We start from the raw sequence: 17711 nt of genomic DNA, 5'->3' as shown, positions 1-17711 counted from the left end.
ACCGATGGAGACAAACGACGTAAACGGACGCAGCCTGCCCGAGACCGTGCTGCTCACCATCCGCGGCAGGAACGCGCGCAAGGCGAAGGCGACGCCGCGCAAGCGCGTCCACGGCGCCGAGATGGTTGTCGCCTCCTACAATGTCCACAAATGCATCGGCACCGACCGCCGCTTCGACCCCGAGCGCACGGCACGCGTGATCCGCGAAATGAGCCCCGATGTGATCGCGCTGCAGGAAGCCGACAACCGTTTCGGCGACCGCGCCGGCCTGCTCGACCTTGCCCGCCTCGAAAACGAAACCGGGCTGGTGCCGGTGCCGATCTCGGGCAACGGCAAGGGCCATGGCTGGCGCGGCAACGTGCTTCTGTTCAAGCGCGGCACGGTGCGCGACGTCCACCAGATCAAGCTGCCGGGGCTGGAGCCTCGCGGCGCGTTGGTCGCCGAGATCGATCTCGACGAAAAACGCTCGCTGCGTGTGATTGCCGCGCATCTTGGCCTGTTGCGGCGCTCGCGTTCGGAACAGGCGCGCGCCGTGCTCGACATCATGAGCCGGGCCGATGAAAGGCCGACGCTTCTGCTCGGCGATTTGAACGAATGGCGCCTCGGCAACCGCTCGGCGCTGAACACGCTGCACACCACGTTCGATCCGACGCCGCCGGCCGTGCCGACCTTCCCGTCAGGCCTGCCGGTGCTGGCGCTCGACCGCATCATGGGCAACCGCCGCGACATGGTCACGGCGGTGGAAGCGCATGACACGCCGCTGTCGCGGGTCGCCTCCGATCACCTGCCGCTGACGGCTTTCGTGCATCTTTAGAGCAATTCCAGGAAAAGTGCGTAGCGGTTTTCCGTTCCGAATTGCGGAAGAACAAGCAACCCGGCCCTACCCCTCCCTCAGCCAGACCAGCATTTCGCCGGGATCGCGATTGTCCCAGGCGAAATAGGGAACCGCCTTGAGTTTCGTCTGCGCCGTGCCAGGCGGCTCGGGCCGGTAGAGATCACTCCCCCACTTGTCCGTCTCCGACTTGCTGCCAATGGCGGAAAGCGTGACCACGCCGCCGAGCAGGTTCGGCTCGCTATGGGCCTCGAGTTTCGCGGTGCGCGGCAGCGCGATGCGGTGCAGCTCTGCGCCATTGTCGGTTTCCTCGACGCAATAGATCAGCGGGCCGCGCGCCAGCGCCACGCGGCCGATGTCGTCGCGCACATGCGGGTTGGCGAAGATCCTGGACATCGACATTTCAAGGTCGAGTTCGACACGGTCGCCCTTTTGCCATTCGCGGCGGATCGCGACATAGCCGTCGGTCGTTGCCGCATCGAGCTCGATCAGCTTGCCGTTGAGGCGCAGCGCTGCCTGGCGGCACCAGCCGGGCACTCGCAAATGCAGCGTGAACTCCACCGGCGCCTCCGGCCCGATCTCGATCGCAACCGCGCCGTCCCAGGGATAGTTGCTGGTCTGAACAAGGCCCACCGAACGGCCGGCGATCTCGAAGCGCGCGCTTGAATCGCCGTAGAGATGCACGGCCAGCGCATCGTCGGACAGCCCGTAGAAATAGCTGCCGATCGAGGCGACCATGCGGCCGATATTGGGCGGACAGCACGGGCAGCGGTGCCATTTCCAGCGATGGTGGCCGCCCCGGCTCTCCAGTGGGTTCTCGTAGAAGAACAGCGAGCCGTCGAGCGACAGGCCCGAGATCGAGCCGTTGTAGAGCGCGCGCTCCATCATGTCGGCGTAGCGCGCGTTCGGCCCCATGCCGAGCATGCGGCTTGCCCAGAACACCAGGCCGACGGAAGCGCAGGTCTCGGCATAGGCGGTTTCGTTGGGCAGATCGTAGTCGCTGGTGAAACCCTCATTGTGCGCCGACGGTCCGAGGCCGCCGGTGACGTAAAGGCTTTTGGTCATCAGATCGTCCCAGAGCCGGTCGAGCGCGGCGCGCAGCGTGTCGTCGCCATATTCGGTGGCGATGTCAGCCATGCCGGAATAAAGATACATCGCCCTGACCGCGTGGCCGACGACCTTGTCCTGCTCGCGCACCGGCTTGTGCGACTGGTTATATTCGTAGGTCTTGAAGTGGTAGGCCTTCGGGTCGGCGCCGCGGGCGCGCGCCTCCTCGTCGAAATAATGCGGTTGCTGGCCACGCTGGTCGATGAAGTATTTTGCCAGGTCCATGTATTTGCGGTTGCCGGTGGCGCGGGCGAGCTTGACCAGCGCCAGCTCGATCTCCTCATGGCCGCAATAGCCTTTTTTCTTCCCCGGCTCCGGGCCGAAAGTGTCGGCGATGTGGTCGGCATAGCGGCAGAGGATATCGAGCAGCTTGCGCTTGCCGGTCGCCTGAAAGTAGGCGACAGCGCCCTCGATCAGATGGCCGGCGCAGTAAAGCTCGTGGCAATCGCGAAGGTTCGTCCAGCGCAGCCCAGGCTGGATGCGCTGGTACCAGCTCGACAGATAGCCGTCCTCCTGCTGCAGCTTGCCGAACATGTCGATGACGGCGTCGATCTTTTTCTCCAGCTCCGGATTGCGGCGGCGGTAGAGCGAATAGGCGGCGGTCTCGATGGTCTTGCCCCAGTCGGAATCCCAGAACATCTGCGTCGTCACCGTCGAGCCGGTGAAGGTCGGGCTGGCCGCCTCGTCGGGCGACGGCGAATGGAACGGGATGACGACGCCGGGCGACGGCCGGTCAGGATCGATCTGCTCCAGCATGCGCGCCTCGACGCAGCGATCGTAGAGGATCTCGGCGGTGCGCGAAGCGACCGCGTCGACGCGGTCGCCCCAGAAGCCGCGGACATCGACCTGCGGTACAGGCAGCGGCCGGAAGGCGAGCTTCGGCCTGGCGGATGTCTCGGCCTTGGCTGAGGCGGCGGTTTGCTGTGCGGTCATCATTTCACTCCATTCGAATTACTTGACGGCCCCGGCCATGAGGCCGCGGATGTAAAAGCGCTGCAGCGCCAGGAACAGGATCAGGCACGGCACCATCATCACCGTGACGCCGGCCTGCACGGCGCCCCAGTCGATGGCGCCGAAACGGCCGGACTGGAGCGCCGTCATCATCACAGGCAGCGTGAATTTGGACTGGTCGGTCATCAGCACCAGGGCCGCCAGGAATTCGTTCCAGGCGCCGAGGAAGGCGAACAGCGCGATGGTGACGACCCCCGGCCAGACCAAAGGCAGCATCACCTTCAAAAGCATGGTGACATTGTTGGCGCCGTCCATGCGCGCCGCCTCCTCGATCTCGCGCGGCACGGCGTCGAAGGCGTTGCGCATCATGAAGATCGAGAACGGCAGTTGCAGCGTGACGTAAACACAGACCAGCCCGGTCAGTGTGTTGTGCAGGCCAAGCTTCGTCAGCACCAGGAAGATCGGCGTCAGGATCGACTGGAACGGGATCATGATCGTCGATAGGATGAGGATGAAGAAGAAATCCCGGAACGGAAAGCGGAAGCGCGAGAAACCGTAGCCGGCAAGCACGCTGACCAGAACCGACAACAGCACCGTCATCACCGAGACGTAGATTGAGTTTTGCGCCGACGCCCAGAGCCCGTCGCCGAAGGAGTTCAGCGTCCGGTAGTTCTCCATTGAGAAGCCGGTCGTCGGCCAGGGCGGCAGCGGCGGCTGGCGAGCCTCCTGCGCCGGCTTGAAGGTCGACAGCACGGCCCACACGATCGGCGCCACGAACAGCACCGAGGCGATGATGCCGGTGGAATGCCTGGCGAAACCAAAGGCGGCCTTGCGGTTCTGCGACAACGCCTGCGCCATCAGTCGAGCCCCGCGGGCTTGCGCAGCAGCCAGAGCTGGATCAGGCTGAGCGCCACCAGGATGACCAGCAGCACCATCGAGAGCGCGGCGCCGTAGCCTAGTTTGAACGATACGAAGGACTGGTTGAAGATCCAGTAGACCGCCGTCAGCGTCTGGTTGCGCGGGCCGCCGCGCAGGATGATGTAGAACTGGTCGAAGGCGAGGATCGAGCCCGCCACCGACAGGATCAACGCCAGCGCCAGCGTGCGGCGCATCAGCGGCAGCGTGATCGCCCTGAACCTGGCGAACGGGCCAGCGCCATCGATGACGGCCGCCTCCTGCAGATCCTGCGGGATCGACTGTAGGCCAGTCATCAGGATGATCATGGTGAAGCCCGCGACCTTCCACACCACCATGGCGATGATCGACCAGAAGGCCGGCTGGAAGGTAGCGAGCAGATTGAACTTCTTGTCGATCAGGCCAAGCTCATAGGCAGCCGGGCTGAACAGGCCGGAATCGACGTTGAGCAGCCAAGACCAAAGCAAGCTCGCCGAGGCGAAGCCGACCACCGCCGGCATGAAGAAGGCGGTGCGATAGAGATTGGTGAGCGGCCGGGGCTTTTCGATGAAGATCGCCAGCGGAAAGGCGACGGCGAAGATCGCGATGGTGACGATCACGGTGTAGTAGGCGGTGAATCTGAGCGCGTTCCAGAAGCGCGTGTCGCGCAGGATAGCGACGTAATTGTCGAGGCCGACGAAGGAATGCTCGCCCATCAGCGGCCAGTTGTTGAGCGACATCCACGCCGTCATGCCGAGCGGGATGACGAAGAAGACCGTGACCAGGGCGACAGCCGGCAGGACATAGAGCAGGCCGACCCATTGCCGCAGGTTGGTGCGCGCGCGGGATTTGGCGCGGACGGTGATGGCTGGGATGGCGGTCATGGCAGGGCGCCCGATGGCGTTGGAAAAGCCCCCCTCACCCGGACTGCCAGCCGAATTGCGAAAAGCAATTCGGGGCAATCCGACCTCTCCCCGAGGGGAGAGGAGATCACGAGCGCCGGCGCCGACCTCTTCTCCCCGCCGGGGAGAAGGTGGCCGCGAAGCGGCCGGATGAGGGGGTCTCTTCTCAACACGATATCCTGCCGTGAACGATGCATCGTCCGGCCGCCCGGCCAGGGAGACGGGGCGGGCGGCCGGTCAGAGCTTTGGGCGGCGAGGCGTTGCGCATCCCTCGCCGCCGGAGAGCCCTGGTCTCTACTTGTTCGGCGCCTGGTCGATGATCGACTGCATGGTGTCCTGCGCGTTCTTGATGGCGCCGTCGACATCGTCGCCGAAGAACACCTCGTTGACCATCTGCGTCCACGGGCCGTTGGCGGAGTTGATCAAATCGTTGAACACCACCGAATACGGCGTCTTGCCCTTCGCCATGGCTTCGGCCGCCACCTGGTAGCGCGGATCGAGATCCTTCAGCGCCTCCTTGGCGATGTCGTTGCGCACCGGCAGGCTGCCGTATTTCGCCAGGATCGTCTGGCCTTCCAGCGAATAGGCGAAGTCGAGGAACTGCTTCACCACCTCGATCTTCTTGGTGCCCTTGGTGACGACGAAATTGTCGCCGCCGGCAAAGGACGACCAGCCGCCATCCTTGCCCGGCAGGAAGGTGATGCCATAGTCGACATTGGGATATTGCGTGTTGAGCGCGCCGATGGCGAAGGCGCCGGAAGGCGAGATGCCGATGTTGCCGCCGGCAAACGCCGCGAAGAAGTTGGCGCCGGTGTCGGTCTGCGCCCCTTCGGGCACCAGCCCCTTCTTGACCATCGAGCGGTAGAGGTCGATGGCGCCGCGCAGCTGCGGGCTGTCCAGCGTCGCCTTCGAGCCGTCCTCCGACAGGATGTCGCCGCCCGAGGCCCAGATCAGCGGCGTGAAGGTGAAGATGTTGCAGCCGCCGCAATTGCCCGAGAAATAGAAGCCCTTGATGTCGCCGCCGAGCGCGTTGACCTTCTCGGCGTCGGCCTCGATCTCGGCCCAGTTGGTCGGTCCCTTCTCGGGGTCGAGGCCGGCCTGCTTGAACAGCTTCTTGTTCCAGATCAGCACCGAGGCATCGGCCGAGAACGGCAGGCCGTAGATACGGTCCTTGTAGGTGCCGGTCTTCACATGCGCCGGCGACAGGCTGGCAAAATAGGGCAAGGATTTCGCCCAGTCGGTGATGTCCTCGAGCTGGCCGGCGGCGGCGAAGGACGGCGTGTAGATCAGGTCGAGCGACAGCGCGTCGGGCGCGGTGCCGCCGGCGGCGGCCGCGCCATATTTCGGGATGATCTCGGCATTGGGGATGATGTCGAGCTTGATCTGGTCCTTATGCGCCTTGTTGAAGGCATCGACGATGCGCGGCATGAAATTCGAGCCGTCGGCGCGCACCCAGATGTTGGCGGTGTCGGCGGATGCCGCCTGCAGGCCGCCGCCGATCAACGCGGCGGCAAGCGCCAGTTTCGCGGTCATGGTGTTCATCATTCTCCTCCTCATTGTTCTCCTCCCTGTTTGGCCGTCCGCCCGGCGGTTCGGGCGGCAACGGCCTTTGCATTCACCTCTCAGCCGCCCGGCGGACGGCCGCATGACTGACGCACCACCAGCCGGCACGGCAGTTTCCTTATGCCCGGCGCGGCCGACTGGCCGCCCACGAGCGACAGCAGAGCGAGCCCGGCCTCGCGGCCGAGCGCTGCCAGGTTCATGTCGACCGAGGTCAGCGGCGGCCGCGTCGCCTCGGCCACGATCTCCCAATTGTCGAAGCCGATGACGCCGACCTCCTCGGGCACACTTATGCCGCGCTCGCGCAGCGCATCGATGACGCCGCGCGCGATCTGGTCGTTGCCGCAAAAGACGGCGTCGGGTGCTTCGCCCCTACCCCCGAACAGCTTGCCGACCGCCTCGTGCCCCCAGCCTTCCGACCAGGCGCCGAGCAACGGCTCGAAGGCCGGCAGGCCGTTCTCGACGAGCACATCGCGGTAAGCCTGGGCCCGCGCGTGCACCACGCCAAAGCTCGCCGGGCCGCTGACATGGGCGATGCGCCGGCGCCCGAGCCGCAGAAAATGCTCGACCGCCAGCTGCGCGCCGCCGGCATCGTCGCAGACGAAGGCGATCGCGCCGGGATCGGGCTGGGTGAAGGCGTAGACGACGGGAACGCGCAAATTGGAAAGATCGACCGGGAGATGGCGGTCGATGCGTTTTCCGGTGGCGATGATGCCGTCGACGCGCTTGTCGAGCATGGCCTCGACATGCAGCTGGCCGAGCCGCTGATCGTCCTCGACATTGCACAGGAACACCGACACGCCGTTGTCGACCAGCGCATCCGAAACGCCGGCCATCAGCGGCAGCGAGAAGCGGCCATAGGTATCGTTGGTGAGCAACCCGACCGTGAAGGAGCGTTTTCGCAGCAGGCTTTGCGCCAGGCTGTTCGGTCGGAAGCCGAGCAGCCGCGCCGTCTCGCGGATGCGCTCGCGCGTCTCGGCCGTCATCCGCCCCTGCCCGTTCAGCGCCTTGGACGCGGTGGCCACGCTGACGCCGGCGGCCGCGGCCACCTCGCGGAGGGTGACGGGCTTGGCAAAAACAGGCGCTGACTCGGCGTCTGAAACCATCTTCGGCGCAGGACCTCCCAGTTTGAGAAAACCTTTTCTCACAGGGGCCTGCTGCATTCGGACCGGGGGGCGGATGTCGAAAGCAAAGGGTTGGGAAAAGGTTTTCTCAGTTGGGGAGATTAAAGGGAAGATGGGGAGGTTGGCAAGGGATAAGGACGTCATCAGTTATCGAATGACCGGAATGGGCCGAGAGCCGCTTGGCAGCAACGGCAGCAACCCTACAAACAGGCCGCTGGCGTTGTGGTGGGCGTTGTGGGCAAAATCGATTACTTAAGTAAACCTGTTGCGTGCAGGCTATTTGCCGTCTTACATTTTGCTTTCATATATCAAGAAGGAAATATTTTTGAGATTTACGGCCAAGGGACCCGCGATTCCGAATGAGCTCTTGACATTGAGAGATCAAGGAGAGGTTGTATTCTTCTGTGGCGCCGGCATTTCCATTCCTGCTGGATTGCCAAGCTTTTTTGACCTCACGAAATCAGTTATGCAGAGAGTCGGAGTTTCGCCAGTTTCAAAGATTGGCCAACTTATGGCGCGAGCGATCACAGAAGGTGATCCGGAGCTGGCGCCGCCACTCGATCAAATCTTCCGCATGCTTCAGCGCGAATACACGCCACAAAGGATCGAACGCGAAGTCACGTCTTTCCTAAAAACACCGAGAAAAGCAGACATTTCCAAGCATGACATCGTTCTACGACTGTCGAGTGACGCCGCCGGAGCACCTTTTGTTGTTACTACGAATTTTGACCTGCTCTTCGAACGCGCAAAGCGCGGTTTGAACCGTTGGCTGCCGCCGACACTTCCCATGATGACCGGCGAACAAAATCACACCGGTGTCATTTACCTTCACGGCCGGCTGCCCGCAAACCCTGGGTCCGACGGAAGCAACAACACATTGGTGTTGGGATCAGGCGACTTCGGGCGGGCCTATCTAGCGGATGGTTGGGCAACAACGTTCATTAGGCAACTTTTGGAACGTCGCGTGGTTGTACTTCTCGGCTATTCAGCTGGCGATCCGCCCATTCGATATCTGCTTGAAGGCCTCGAAGCTAGTACCTCAGCCCGGCTGAGGACAATCTACGCCTTCGATCGCGGCGAAGAGGACGAAGTCCGCGCCAAATGGCGTGATATCGGCGTAACGGGAATTCCCTTCGGCGAATTCTCCGATCTCTGGCAAAGTTTGGAGCAATGGGCGTCCCGTGCTGACAACCAAGAGAAATGGACGGCGGACACCATCGCACTCGCACGACGATCGCCACGCGACCTCATGCCATTCCAGAGGGGCCAAGTTGTGTCACTCCTCAGCACTAGTGAAGGCGCAAGGGCCTTTGCCGCCTCTACCCCTCCACCGGGTTCGGAATGGCTATGTGTCCTTGATAGGTCCATCCGGTATAGCGAACCGAGAAAAGATGGGTGGGAGGAGGATAAACCTGAGATCGATCCCCTTGAGGTTTATGGCCTCGATGACGATCCGATGCGTCCCGATCCATCGGAAAGGCGCGCAAAGGTTGAGGCGATCGATGCACTTGCTTCGTTACCTGCGGATGGTGATGGCCCTCGCTACTCCAGACTTTCCGGGATTCCAAACAATCGGCGCGGCACCCTACCAGCCCGTCTACAAGCACTTGGAAGTTGGTTCGAGTCCGTTGCACACGAATTGCCCGCCATCTGGTGGGCAGCGCGCCAATCTTACTTAGATCCCGATTTGATGTGGGGCGTAAACCGACGTCTCAATGGACACGGGGCCAAGTTTGATGACGGGCCAAGGCGGGCTTGGTTGATTCTGCGAGAAATAAGTCTTGCGGCCTCAGATGACATTCACGATCGAAGCTGGTTCGACCTTGCAGCGCAATTGCGCCAAGACGGATGGACACGAAGTGTACTGCGAGCGCTAGAAGAGGCAGTTCGTCCAAGGCTTGCGCTTGGCCCACCGATACTCCGGTCGCCGCTTCCACCACTGCCGGGTCAGTCAGACGACCCCATGTCGATGTTAAGAATCAAAGTAGAGGTGCCTGAACGTCACGAAACACCTACCGAAATTCCACCGGACATGATCCCGGAAATTTTCAAGGCGCTTCGAGGTTCATTGGAGCGCGCAATCAGTCTGCTAGAAGAAACCCCGTTTGCAAATTATTTCCATCTGCCTGCGATTGAACCCGATGAGAAGCCAGGTGAGCGACATCTCGGCAACGATGGCCTGGACGCTTTGTTCATGTGGACCGTCGATATTCTGAAGCGTTATCTCGATATCTCGCCTAATGCTGCAAAAAGAGAGGTGTTGGCGTGGCCAGAGAACGACCGATTTTTCTTTGATAAGTTAAAACTATTTGCGTGGAAGAATTCAATTTTTCCTGGCTCGGACGTGGTGACCGGCATTATCAGTCTGTCACAAGACGCCTTTTGGAATGCATATTTGCAACGCGAGATGTTGCACCTGTTGACGGTACGATGGTCTGATTTTTCGATCCAAGAGCGGATGGCAATTGAGACCCGTATCATAAACGGGCGCGACCGATACAAAACGGAACCTCTCGACGAATTTGAACAAAATGCAGCAGAGACGGCGGCTGTGCGGTTGGGGTGGCTAGATCACCATAGTCGCACTTTGTCGGAGGCTGCTCGAGCATTTCTAGAGGAACAAAGGAAGCAGCCGGGCTATCGACGTGTGTGGGAGGAACACGCCGCAGATGACAGGGACGGACGCGCCGGTTGGGTTGAACGGCGCAAGGATGGAAGCAAACTTCTGAACACTCCGCTCGATAAGATTCTAAGTTCAGCCGCCGACGCTTCTGGCCGTGATCATGAGATGTTTGTCGAACACGCGCCCTTCGAAGGACTGGTACGCGAACGTCCATCCCGTGCGCTCGCGGCGTTAGCGTTTGAGTCGAGGCGAGGTAAGTACTCGGCACAATTTTGGCAACAGTTGCTGTCTGACTGGCCGGAGGGCACTTCACCGCGCCTGCTCGTGTTGTGTGGCCTGCGTCTTTCCCGTCTTCCGCAGGAAACCGTTTTCGAATTGCGTTTCTATCTTCCCGATTGGATTGAAAAACATCTTGCTCCCAGCGCGCTTAATCAGACCGCATATTTCTTCGACATTTGGGATGCGATCTTCTTGAAACTGAATGCCTCCGGTGAAGAGGCAACTCAGAGTTCTATGGGCGAGGTTCGCGTTGGCGGGCATATCGTGAAGCGATCGCGAAAGACATTAGATTACGCGATAAATGGGCCGATTGGTAAATTGGTCGATTCCCTCTTTCATACGTTTGAAGACCGAAAATTCGCCAAGGATGAGCAGTTCCCTGTCAACATTACCGAGAGATTGGGCAGGGCACTCGCCGCCGTTGGCGAAGGTGCCAGCCATGCGGCATGCTTGTTGGGTCGACGTCTGGATTGGTTGTTCTATGTCGACCCCTCATGGGTGCGATCGGTTCTTTTGCCACTTTTCAAACTAACAGACCCGCTTTCTGAGGCTGTGTGGAGTGGCTTTTTGTTCAGAGGCGAAACTCCGCAATCCGCTGAATTGTTCGACCTTATAAAGGCGGAATTTCTAAACCTGATCGATACGCGAAGCGATCTCTTGGAAGAGGATGAGCTTGAACGTCAGACCGCACAGATTCTTACCGTTGCCACTTACTGGCACAAGCATGACGCACGCTATCTGACAAATGCGCAATGCCGAAGGGCGCTCCAGGCGATGAGCCCAACAGGACGCGCCTCGGCCTTGTGGACCGTCAGTCAAATCCTAGACCAAGAAGACGCTTGGTCTTCGTTTGGCAAGAAGTTCTTTGCAGATATTTGGCCTCAGGAAGCGCGGTATCAAACCAGTTCCTCTTCCGAGACGATGGTGCGTATTGCCGAGCACAACACCGAACGCTTCCCGGACGTCGTTCAGACGATAGCCGAGTACTTAAGACCGGTCGATCATCCCGATATGTTCATCTTTCGCCAAAGACAAGACACTGGAGCGGACAGTGAGCCCGTGCCTTTGGTAAAACGTTGGCCGATGCAGGTCTTGACAGTGGCGGATCGCATCATCGCGAGAGAGCCGGCCCAAATTCCCTATGACCTAGCTGCACTTCTCAACGACATAGCGGAGTGCGCACCGACTGCTCGAACGACAAGAAGCTGGCGACGTCTGTACGAACTTGTCTCAAAATAAGATGTTGGACCTCGACTAATTGGGATTAAGCCTTTTGCTGACGGGAAAGCCCGCGCATGCGGGGTGGATCACTCCCGGAGCACCTCCAACCTTCCCCCGCCCCTACCCCAGTCCCCTAAAACTCGACGGCGGCCGCGACACCCACGCTTCGATCTCCCGGTTCACGAATCCCGCCGCCTGGTGGTGGATGAAGTGACCCGCTCCGGGCAGCGCCACCACCGACGTGACGTTATCCACCTCGCGATAAGTCCCGTCATAGGCGGCGGCGGGGATATAGGGGTCCTCGGCGCCGAAGATCACCAGCGTCGGGGCTCTTACCGGCGGCAGCGCGCCGATATCGGGCATTTTGCCCAGCGGGATGTTGGCCCGGTAGTAGCCGAGCATCGGCTCCGGGTGGGCGCGCTGGAGCGCTTCGATGAGCGCTTGCCGCTCGGCGGCATCAGTGACCCAGGCGGCCAGTTCCTCCGGGCTCGGCAGGGCCACCGAACCGATGCCCTGGAAACGGCGGATATATTCGATGGTGCCGGCATTGGCCGGGTCGTTGATGGCGCGCAGATAGTGGCGGGGGTGCGGCGCGCAGAGCAGCACGAGATGGCGCACGACCGGGGGCGCGCGCATGGCCAGCCACCAGGCGATGAAGCCGCCCCAGTCGTGGCCGACTATGGAAGCCTGGGAAAGCTGTTCGGCCGCAAGCACGGCCAGCACATCGTCGACCAGATAAGGCATCAGCGCGTAATTGGCGTGTCCCTGCGGAGCGTCGCTTTTCCCGAAGCCGCGCAGATCCGGCGCCAGCACGCGGTATCTGGCGCTGAGCGCCTCGATCTGCCGGCGCCAGCCGAGGCCATGATCGGGAAAGCCATGCAGAAAAACGATCGGCGGGCCTGAGCCCGCCGCGATGTAGTGCAGTTTGACGTTGCCGTTGACCGCGACCCTGGACTCGAAACCTGCTTCCAAGCTCACACGCCGCCGGTCGTCACATCTTGACTTCGAGACGCAGGAACGGACCGTCGAACGTCTGGTTCTTCTGGTCCGCGTTCACAATCAGATTGTGCCACTGCTCGAACTTGTAGCCGGCGGTGAAGGTGGTGTTGGCGATAGGCGTCCAGCTAAGGCCGGCCGAAGCCTCGACATTGGTGACCGTCTCGCTCGAGTGCTGCTTGGCCTCGCCCACGACTTCCGTGAAGTCGGGATTCCTGCTGTGTTCCACCAGCGCGATACGATCGGTGCGCCGACCCCACATGACGGAGCCCGAAACCGCGCCTGTCAGGCCCCATGTCTCGCCGATCGGATAATAGGCCTCGACGCCGGCGCGCGGACCGATGCCCCAGAATTCCGAGGTGCCTATCTTGTCCACCGAGCCGCCCTTGTCGGCGGGATTGCTGGGCGTCGCCGATTCGGAGAAATCGAAGCCCTTCTGATCGGCATGCAGCAGCCGCAGGCCGCCGAAGAACCGGATGTCGGCGGTCTGCACCTTCACGTGCTTGCCGAGATCGAAGTCGACCGTCTGGAAGTCGAAGCCGTGGCTGAGGGACGCCTTGAGCACGCCGCCAGGCACAGTCTCGCTTTGGCTCTCGGACCAGTCCCTGCCCAGATGGAAGGCGCCAGCCAGGCGCCAATCCATGTCCGGGGAAATCTGCTTGGTCAGCGCGACGGAGCCGTTGAACCCGCCCTTGCTGTGTCCAAGAACGTCCGGGGCGAAGCCGAGCTTGTCGCCATCATGGATTTCGTTGCTGAAGTACGACCCTTCAAAGGCAAGCTTGATGTGCGAATCGATGACCGCCTGGTCAACTGCCTGGCCCTCACCCGCGTGCGCCGCGACAACGCCCACCGACGTCATCGATGCAGCCGAGGCCGCAACCGTCGCCAAAAATTTTCCTGATGCCTGCGCCCGCACGCTTTCCCCCTAGAATCCAACCCAAAACCGAGGGCAAGCTAACCGAACGGAAGCATGTGCGAAAGCCACCGATATCTCTTCGTCAGGCACTGTGACAGCTTTGCCACACTGACGACCCGCCAGACCTCGCTTGTGCGGTGAACGCGCCGCAAGTGCTGGGCTGTCAGACCTATCGGCTTGAAGCAAATGTGCTAAGCGTCTGGACGGATATGTCGGCCGCCGGTGCGGCCATATCCGCTTGCGGGGAGCGGGGCCGGATGAATCAATCGCAGATCGAGGATGTCCTCAACAGCATCGTCTATGCGCTCTACGCCCAGGGCGGGCAGCCGGGCGCGGGCGAAAACCGCATCGGCAATCTCGAAGTGTTCGATCATCCCGACGCGGTCGACCACATCGTCAAGGCGCCGGCGCTGTTTCGCAAGAATTTCTCGATGATCTCGGCCCTGGGCTACAGCCGCTTCAACACCAACGACGAGAATTGGGCCATCCGGCGCGAGATCACGCAGGACGCCTATCTGGCGGCGGCGCGGCCGGCCCGGCAAAACGCAGTGTCCGAGATCTACGCCGCCAGCCTTTCGCAGAGCGATGCGAGCCTCGCCGGCATCCAGAAGGCGTTGTTCTCGGCCTCGCTCACCATCTTCTATGGCGCCTTCGGCCTGGTCCCCAGCATCGAGCCGACGCTCGCGCTGATCGACCGGGTGCGCGACGTGCTGCGCAGGCTGCAGTATTTTTCCTGGGTCGCCCCCACGGTCGCGGAGCGCGACAGGGCCCTGCACGACGCCCGCCAGGTGGTCATAGATTTTGCCGCCCAGCTCGCGGCCGAGCCGGGCGGAGCGGCGGCGATGGCGCACTTCGCCGAAAAGGCCAAGGAGATCGAGGGTTTCTCGCCGGTCGAGGAGTTCGTCATGAATGTCTTTGCCGGCGTGGAGACCACCGTCGCCACCGTGCTGTGGGTGATCGACCGCATGGGCGCCAACGAGAAGGTCCAGCAGCGCCTTCAGGACGAGATCGCCGCCGGCGGAGCCGCCACACCCTATAGCGACTGCATCGTCAACGAGACGATGCGCTACCTGCCGCCGATCCCCTTCCTGGTCCGCGAGGTGGGTGCGGAGACGTCGCTGGACGGCAGGCAGCTCAGGCCGGGACAGCTCATCCTCATCTCCGTGGTGGGCGTGCACCAGCATCCCGCCTTCTGGAGCGATCCGAAAACCTTCGATGCCAGCCGCAAGGAATTCATCGAGGATAGTTACGACCGCCGCGCCTTCATCCCTTTCCTCACCGGGCCGCGCATGTGCGGCGGCGCGCGCCTCGGCCGGCTCGAGGTCAAGGAAGCGGTGCGCGCCGTGGTGCGCCAGTTCGCCTTCAGCCGCGCCGACAATGTGATCCGCTTCGATTATGGGCTGGCGTTGCGCCCGGCGGCCGGCTCCTCGGTCGGCGTCGCGCGGCGATGAACTTGGCCGGCTTGCCCTTCGTCGACGGCGAGCGGCTCGCCTTTCCGCTTGTGGGCGGGCGACGCTATGTGCGCGGGCTGGACGTCGTGGCCATGATCGAACGGCGCTATCCGGATTTCGCCCGTCTCGACCTGAAGTTCCTGCGGCCGATCGCCAACCATGCGGCGATCAGCTTCCGGCGCGATCACCGTGCGGCCGTGGCGGTCTCGCTCGCGCCAGCCGAAGGCGCGCCGCTCGATCTCTACATCGTCAACCTGGAGCAGACCGAGGCAGCGTCCGAAAAGGAACCCCGGCTCGCGCCTCATATCGCGCTGCCTTGGGCCTTGCCCGGCAGCGGCTGGAAGCGCCGCTATCTGGTGCTCGGCCGGCGCGGCCACGCCGACATGCTCGCCGTGGTGTTCAATCGGTATCAGGCGGCCACGGGGCGGCGCTTCGTGCTGAGGACCTTGCACCTCGAACGGTCGCGTGCCGCTGGTATCGAACTGGTCAGCCTTGGCGAACCGAAGACCGAGCGCGGCCTCAGCCTCTGGTCGATCAGCCGGCAAGGCCGGCGCTGGTGCCGGATCGAGACGATCGACGGCCAAGCGTCGGGCTGACCGCAGCGGTCCCTCAATCCTGCGGCCCCCGCCGTCACGCGGCGGTGAGGAACCCCAAAATGAGCAGCGCCTGGTCGATCGTCATCAGCGACGGCGGATGGCCGGCATCGACGTTGTCGGCCACCCACAGGTCCGGCCGGACAAGCCGGGTGCGCTCGATGGCCGGCCGGTCGATGAAATTGCTGTCGCGGCCGTACATCAAAAGGAAGCGCGCCTGAAGCTTGGCGACGATCTGAAACAGGTCGTAGTCGCGCCCGGCCATGGAACCGAAGTTTCCGGTGGTGGCGGGGTCGTAGGCAAGCCGGAATCCCTCGGCATCGGAAACGATCTTGTTGGCGACATAGCGCGAGAAGACAGCCTCCTCGACCGGCCCCATGAAGGAGCGCGTCGCGCGCACATAGGCCTCGGCATCGGCACGGGTGGCGAACTTCGCCTCGCTGTCGCGGACGATCTCGGCGCGGATGTGGTCGACATTGGCGCCGCCCAGCATGGGCACGTCGTTGAGCACCACCTTGGTCGCCCGCGACCGGGTCATGTAGAGAAACAAAAGCAGGATCGTGCCGCCCCAGGAGGATCCGATAAAATGGTTCTCCTTGCCGGCAAACTCGCCGAGTGCCCGCAGGCAGCTGTAGTAGACGTTGATGTCGTAGCCGCCGCCGAGATAGGCGCTGCGCCCGCGCCCGAGCAGATCCGGACAGACCACCAGATAGCCGTTGCGGCACAGGAAAGCGGCGAGATAATCGAAATCGGAGCCGTTTCCGGTAAAGCCGTGCAGGCAGAACACGCTGCCGCGGGGCGTGCCGGCCGGCTGCCAGATGCGCACGAACATCGAGGCATAGCGGTCGCCGAGGCGGATGAGGATTTCCTGGGTCAGTGCCTCGGGGGACGCGGGCTTGTCCATCACGCGTCCCGCTTGCGCACGGCGCGCTTCATGGCGCCGCGCGCATTGATGAAATCACGCTTCCAGAAGACGGATTTGTCGAGATTGAGCAGCTTGGCTTCCTTGATCAGCGGCAGGATGTGCCCCGACGAGCGCGTCGCCATCACGGTCGCGGCAACGGCGCTGCCGCCGGGGTCCGGATTGAGCGGACCGTCATTTGCGACCCAGGCCTCGGCGATCTCGCGACTGGTGACGATCCAGCCGAGATAGGCGACGATATCATCGTCGACCGAACCGATGAGATGCGTCTGCTGTTCCAGCTGATAGCGCAGCGTCTTTACCATCAACCCGAATTCATAGCCGTCGAAAGGCGGGTAGTGAGCAATAAAATTGCAAACCAGCCCCAGCGAGACCGGATTGGAGGGAACGCGGGTGAAATAAAGTTTTTGCATAAGGACTCAAGGGGTTCACACGGCGCGAGATTATGATGAGGAACCGATCCCGGGCTAGTGGGAAAGCGCGGCCGGCGCGCCGCAATCGCCGGATCTTTTTTTAAGTGTGCGCCCAACGCTGCCGCGAACCGCGGTACGACGGATTCGCGATCGGCAACCGTCCTTGCTAAAATATTTCGATGATCGTACTATTCGTCGCTCGAACTGGCTGATCGCAGCATAACAGCTTGTCGGCAAAGGAGAGCACAATGAGACAGCTGATCGTCACCGAATTCATCAGCATCGACGGTATCGCCGAGCACGAGAAACTGCCCGATGTGACGTGGAACGACGAGATGCAGGCCTTCAAGGAGGATGAGCTTGCCGACAGCGGCGCCATGCTGTTGGGGCGCACGACCTACGAGATCTTTGCCGGTCATTGGCCGAAAGAGAAAGGCGACTTCGCCGACCGCTTCAACGCGTTGCCGAAATATGTCGCATCGACCAGCCTGAGGTCGGTCGATTGGAAGCCGGCCGAACTGCTTGACGGCCCCCTGCTCGACGCGGTCGCCCGGCTCAAGCGCCAGGCCGGCCGCAACATCTATGTGCATGGCAGCGTCAGCCTCGCGCGGCAACTTCTTGGCCATGGTCTCGTCGACCGCCTCAGGCTGCTCGTCTATCCGGCAGCCGCGGGCCAGGGTGAACGGCTGTTTCCGTCCGAGGCTCCGGTCGCTCTTGAACTGGTCTCGGCCGTGCCGTTCGGCAATGGCGCGGTGGCGATGGAATACAGGCCAGCCGCGAAAGCTTAGGCTCCCTGGTATCGCTGGGCTAAGACGCGGCGCAATTTCAGGCGCCGGCATTATCCAATGCCCTAGGGCCTGTTGAGATTCATCTTGAGTTTATGACGGCGGCGGCGAGATGGATAATGGCGTTGAAGCTCTGGTCGGT

General features: G+C 62.1%; 14 protein-coding genes. 5 read left to right on the top strand and 9 right to left on the bottom strand.

Features of this window, described 5'->3' with window-relative positions; genetic code table 11:
* Positions 1–4 precede the first annotated feature (4 nt).
* The gene (locus AB6802_RS28895; RefSeq protein WP_371013624.1) at positions 5–814 is read left to right on the top strand and encodes an endonuclease/exonuclease/phosphatase family protein; all 810 of its coding nucleotides are present in this window, start codon (positions 5–7) and stop codon (positions 812–814) included.
* Positions 815–880: 66 nt separating this feature from the next.
* On the opposite strand, the gene AB6802_RS28890 is transcribed toward AB6802_RS28895, so the two are convergent.
* The 5 genes from AB6802_RS28890 to AB6802_RS28870 all read right to left on the bottom strand — a co-directional run bounded on the left by AB6802_RS28890 (position 881) and on the right by AB6802_RS28870 (position 7352).
* A complete protein-coding gene (locus tag AB6802_RS28890) occupies positions 881–2872 on the bottom strand; it encodes a glycoside hydrolase family 127 protein (protein WP_371013623.1) in 1992 nt (663 codons plus the stop codon).
* Positions 2873–2890: 18 nt separating this feature from the next.
* The gene (locus AB6802_RS28885) at positions 2891–3748 is read right to left on the bottom strand and encodes a carbohydrate ABC transporter permease (protein ID WP_371013622.1); all 858 of its coding nucleotides are present in this window, start codon (positions 3746–3748) and stop codon (positions 2891–2893) included.
* The gene (locus tag AB6802_RS28880) at positions 3748–4668 is read right to left on the bottom strand and encodes a carbohydrate ABC transporter permease (RefSeq protein WP_371013621.1); all 921 of its coding nucleotides are present in this window, start codon (positions 4666–4668) and stop codon (positions 3748–3750) included. Before AB6802_RS28880 ends, AB6802_RS28885 begins: the two co-directional genes overlap by 1 nt.
* Positions 4669–4980: 312 nt before the next feature.
* Positions 4981–6228 (bottom strand): sugar ABC transporter substrate-binding protein, encoded by a 1248-nt coding sequence (locus AB6802_RS28875; protein WP_371013620.1) that lies wholly within the window; start codon positions 6226–6228, stop codon positions 4981–4983.
* An 80-nt stretch (positions 6229–6308) separates the two neighbouring features.
* On the bottom strand, positions 6309–7352 hold the full coding sequence (locus tag AB6802_RS28870) for a LacI family DNA-binding transcriptional regulator (RefSeq protein WP_371013619.1): 1044 nt from the start codon (positions 7350–7352) through the stop codon (positions 6309–6311).
* Between the two features lie 283 nt (positions 7353–7635).
* On the opposite strand from AB6802_RS28870, the gene AB6802_RS28865 reads away from it, so the two are divergent.
* Positions 7636–11511 carry an SIR2 family protein gene (locus AB6802_RS28865; RefSeq protein ID WP_371013618.1) on the top strand — a complete coding sequence of 1292 codons (3876 nt, stop codon included), beginning with the start codon at positions 7636–7638 and terminating at the stop codon, positions 11509–11511.
* Between the two features lie 102 nt (positions 11512–11613).
* Here AB6802_RS28865 and AB6802_RS28860 read toward each other — a convergent pair whose 3' ends face one another.
* Both AB6802_RS28860 and AB6802_RS28855 read right to left on the bottom strand, forming a co-directional pair.
* A complete protein-coding gene (locus AB6802_RS28860; RefSeq protein WP_371013617.1) occupies positions 11614–12465 on the bottom strand; it encodes an alpha/beta fold hydrolase in 852 nt (283 codons plus the stop codon).
* Positions 12466–12484: 19 nt separating this feature from the next.
* Positions 12485–13378: an Lpg1974 family pore-forming outer membrane protein gene (locus AB6802_RS28855; protein WP_371013616.1), complete on the bottom strand. Its 894-nt coding sequence runs from the start codon at positions 13376–13378 to the stop codon at positions 12485–12487.
* A gap of 284 nt (positions 13379–13662) precedes the next feature.
* On the opposite strand from AB6802_RS28855, the gene AB6802_RS28850 reads away from it, so the two are divergent.
* Together AB6802_RS28850 and AB6802_RS28845 are read left to right on the top strand one after the other, a co-directional pair.
* Positions 13663–14856, top strand: coding sequence for a cytochrome P450 (locus AB6802_RS28850; protein ID WP_371013615.1), 1194 nt, complete (start codon positions 13663–13665; stop codon positions 14854–14856).
* Positions 14853–15452 (top strand): hypothetical protein, encoded by a 600-nt coding sequence (locus tag AB6802_RS28845; protein WP_371013614.1) that lies wholly within the window; start codon positions 14853–14855, stop codon positions 15450–15452. The genes AB6802_RS28850 and AB6802_RS28845 overlap by 4 nt, the downstream gene beginning before the upstream one ends.
* Before the next feature lie 34 nt (positions 15453–15486).
* On the opposite strand, the gene AB6802_RS28840 is transcribed toward AB6802_RS28845, so the two are convergent.
* Positions 15487–16353, bottom strand: coding sequence for an alpha/beta hydrolase (locus tag AB6802_RS28840; RefSeq protein WP_371013613.1), 867 nt, complete (start codon positions 16351–16353; stop codon positions 15487–15489).
* Positions 16353–16784, bottom strand: coding sequence for a hypothetical protein (locus AB6802_RS28835; RefSeq protein WP_371013612.1), 432 nt, complete (start codon positions 16782–16784; stop codon positions 16353–16355). The genes AB6802_RS28840 and AB6802_RS28835 overlap by 1 nt, the downstream gene beginning before the upstream one ends.
* Positions 16785–17032: 248 nt before the next feature.
* On the opposite strand from AB6802_RS28835, the gene AB6802_RS28830 reads away from it, so the two are divergent.
* On the top strand, positions 17033–17572 hold the full coding sequence (locus AB6802_RS28830; RefSeq protein ID WP_371013611.1) for a dihydrofolate reductase family protein: 540 nt from the start codon (positions 17033–17035) through the stop codon (positions 17570–17572).
* Positions 17573–17711 lie beyond the last annotated feature (139 nt).

The sequence above is a fragment of the Mesorhizobium sp. RCC_202 genome (assembly GCF_041355295.1).
GTDB lineage: Bacteria > Pseudomonadota > Alphaproteobacteria > Rhizobiales > Rhizobiaceae > Mesorhizobium.
Note: the sequence above shows the minus strand (reverse complement) of the source record. Positions and strands in the feature narration are given on the sequence as shown.

What these genes read in the sequence shown, in the direction of transcription:
- AB6802_RS28890 (WP_371013623.1), bottom strand. Translation starts at nt 2,872, where the DNA reads ATGACCGCACAGCAAACCGCCGCCTCAGCCAAGGCCGAGACATCCGCC.
- AB6802_RS28885 (WP_371013622.1), bottom strand. Translation starts at nt 3,748, where the DNA reads ATGGCGCAGGCGTTGTCGCAGAACCGCAAGGCCGCCTTTGGTTTCGCC.
- AB6802_RS28850 (WP_371013615.1), top strand. Translation starts at nt 13,663, where the DNA reads ATGAATCAATCGCAGATCGAGGATGTCCTCAACAGCATCGTCTATGCG.
- AB6802_RS28875 (WP_371013620.1), bottom strand. Translation starts at nt 6,228, where the DNA reads ATGAACACCATGACCGCGAAACTGGCGCTTGCCGCCGCGTTGATCGGC.
- AB6802_RS28835 (WP_371013612.1), bottom strand. Translation starts at nt 16,784, where the DNA reads ATGCAAAAACTTTATTTCACCCGCGTTCCCTCCAATCCGGTCTCGCTG.
- AB6802_RS28880 (WP_371013621.1), bottom strand. Translation starts at nt 4,668, where the DNA reads ATGACCGCCATCCCAGCCATCACCGTCCGCGCCAAATCCCGCGCGCGC.
- AB6802_RS28895 (WP_371013624.1), top strand. Translation starts at nt 5, where the DNA reads ATGGAGACAAACGACGTAAACGGACGCAGCCTGCCCGAGACCGTGCTG.
- AB6802_RS28830 (WP_371013611.1), top strand. Translation starts at nt 17,033, where the DNA reads ATGAGACAGCTGATCGTCACCGAATTCATCAGCATCGACGGTATCGCC.
- AB6802_RS28845 (WP_371013614.1), top strand. Translation starts at nt 14,853, where the DNA reads ATGAACTTGGCCGGCTTGCCCTTCGTCGACGGCGAGCGGCTCGCCTTT.
- AB6802_RS28870 (WP_371013619.1), bottom strand. Translation starts at nt 7,352, where the DNA reads ATGGTTTCAGACGCCGAGTCAGCGCCTGTTTTTGCCAAGCCCGTCACC.
- AB6802_RS28840 (WP_371013613.1), bottom strand. Translation starts at nt 16,353, where the DNA reads ATGGACAAGCCCGCGTCCCCCGAGGCACTGACCCAGGAAATCCTCATC.